This window comes from Treponema ruminis, assembly GCF_014201975.1.
GTDB classification, from domain to species: Bacteria; Spirochaetota; Spirochaetia; order Treponematales; family Treponemataceae; genus Treponema_D; species Treponema_D ruminis.
Genome location: NZ_JACHFQ010000016.1, coordinates 1 through 1,462 on the forward strand (window position 1 = coordinate 1; position 1,462 = coordinate 1,462).

Below are 1,462 nucleotides of genomic sequence, written 5' to 3' on the forward strand. Positions count from 1 at the left end.
TAAAATATACCCCAAATGGTAGACACATTTAGAAGAAGGGATCCATAAAAGTAGACACTAAAATAAAAGGGAAAATCCCAAATAGTAGACACTTAGAAAATCCAGAAGATATAATGTATCTACACTGGAGGTGCTGCGATGCAAAGGAAATTCACCGCAGAAGAAAAAAAGAAACTTGAATCAAATCAATATACGCTAAAAGTTTCAAATTGTAAATTTTATCCTACAATTAAGTTCAAAGAAGAATTCTGGATACGATATCAGGCCGGAATTGCACCAAGAAAAATCATAAAAGACCTTGGTTATGATTTAGATTTATTTACCCAGAAACAAATAGACTGCATTGTTCAAAAAATAAAAAATCAGGCATTGTCAGGCACTGGTTTTACAGAAGGTGAAAACCATAATTACCGTACTGGTATAAAAAAGCCGGAAACAGATAATTCTCCCCAAACAATTTCACAGATGCAAGCTGAACTGTTGTACCTACGTCAGGAAGTTGAATTTTTAAAAAAAATTATTACAGCGGACAACTCAAAAAAGAAGCAATAATTTTGGAGACATCTTCAAATAAATTTGAGATTATCCATGATGTTGTATCACAGAAGAACAATAAACTGTCCGTAAAAATGTTATGTGAAATTGCCGGTGTATCGAGATCCGGATATTACAAATGGGTAATGTCAGAAGAGCAACGACAAAAGAAGGAGGAACTAGACCGAAAAGATTTTGAAATTATACTTTCAGCCTATAATCATCGGGGATATGACAAGGGGGCAAAAGGAATTCATATGTATTTACTACATCAAAATCCACCTGTTGTTATGAACCTGAAGAAAATACGCCGTCTGATGAACAAATACAACCTGTATTGTCCAATTAGAAAGGCGAATCCTTATAGAAGGATGGCTAAAGCATTAAAAACAAACAATGTTTCCCCGAATCTTGTAAACCGGGAGTTTACGAAATTCGGTCCCAGAAAAATACTTCTGACGGATATTACATATATTCCCTATAACGGAATATACTGCTATCTTTCAACCGTCATTGATGCTTTCACAAGGCAAGTTCTTTCGTATGTACTGAGCAGTTCACTTGAGGTAGACTTTGTTCTTGAAACCATTAATATTCTTGTTGACAGACATGGTATTTCTCTTACTACCGAAACATTGATACACAGTGACCAGGGATGCCATTATACCAGCTGCAGTTTTATTCAACTTCTTATTGATAAAAAGCTACGGCAGTCGATGTCCAGACGTGGTAACTGTTGGGATAACGCTCCTCAAGAAAGTTTTTTCGGTCACATGAAAGATGAGATAAATCTTTCTGACTGTAAAACTTTTGATGATGTAAAGAAAATAATTGATGACTGGATTGATTATTACAACACAGAACGTTATCAGTGGCAGTTGGCTAAACTTTCTCCAGATGAATACTACAAATATTTCACTACTGGTAT

The 1,462-nt window shown here is 35.1% G+C and carries 2 protein-coding genes; both read left to right on the forward strand.

Features of this window, described 5'->3' with window-relative positions; all coding sequences use genetic code 11:
• Positions 1 to 138: 138 nt before the first annotated feature.
• The gene (locus HNP76_RS14225) at positions 139 to 552 is read left to right on the forward strand and encodes an HTH domain-containing protein (protein WP_184661739.1); all 414 of its coding nucleotides are present in this window, start codon (positions 139 to 141) and stop codon (positions 550 to 552) included.
• 2 nt (positions 553 to 554) lie between these two features.
• The coding region (locus HNP76_RS14230; RefSeq protein ID WP_184661741.1) for an IS3 family transposase at positions 555 to 1,462 on the forward strand (908 nt) is incomplete at its 3' end.

Coding starts and splice junctions, on each gene's coding strand:
- HNP76_RS14225 (WP_184661739.1), top strand. CDS start 139: ATGCAAAGGAAATTCACCGCAGAAGAAAAAAAGAAACTTGAATCAAAT.